This is a genomic window from Mesorhizobium sp. M1D.F.Ca.ET.231.01.1.1, assembly GCF_003999155.2.
Taxonomy (GTDB): domain Bacteria; phylum Pseudomonadota; class Alphaproteobacteria; order Rhizobiales; family Rhizobiaceae; genus Mesorhizobium.
The window spans coordinates 1-564 of the sequence record NZ_RZOZ02000050.1; the positions used below are offsets into that span (position 1 = coordinate 1).

Sequence of the window (564 nt, forward strand, 5' to 3'; positions counted from 1 at the left end):
TCTGGCGGACCACCTCTACGCCGGCATACATAACGACTGTCAACGCGATCAGCAGACTTGAAACGGCAGCGATTGTAGGCGTGATCTCTTCCCGAATTCCCGACCACATCTTTATCGGTAAGGTGGTGGTATCCGGCCCGCTCACGAAGAGTGACAGCACCAACTCATCGGCAGATCCGTTGCGGAAATTGAAGCTGGAAACCTGCAAGCCATGCCCATGAAATTTCGCCCGCACAGCAAGTACCTGCCCCTTCCTAGCTCAGGAGAATCGCGGCGTCATCTTCGGCATATCGCCTGCCCCGTCGAGAGAGAGCAGCCAGAAGAGGCCCAAGGCCTGCTGCTTCGAGGTTGCCTATTGCCGAGAGGATCTCGTCCTGCCACCGCGGGTGAACGTTCTCTCTGCTGAGGCCCTTGAATTTCTCCCAAATCTGATCGGCCGATAAAGGGCGCAGGACATCCCCAAGTGGGTGTCGTACAATCATTTCTTCCGGCCCTTTCCCTTGATCCATGACAACGCGGGCTGGCGTTTCGGCTGGAAACGCCGAAGCGAAATCGGAGGACGCT

The 564-nt window shown here is 57.1% G+C and carries 2 pseudogenes; both read right to left on the reverse strand.

Going from position 1 to position 564, the window contains the following annotated elements:
• Positions 1-208, reverse strand: a pseudogene (locus EN874_RS34135) (hypothetical protein); the annotation flags it as partial.
• A gap of 46 nt (positions 209-254) precedes the next feature.
• Positions 255-564 (reverse strand): annotated as a pseudogene (locus EN874_RS34140) (MmgE/PrpD family protein); the annotation flags it as partial.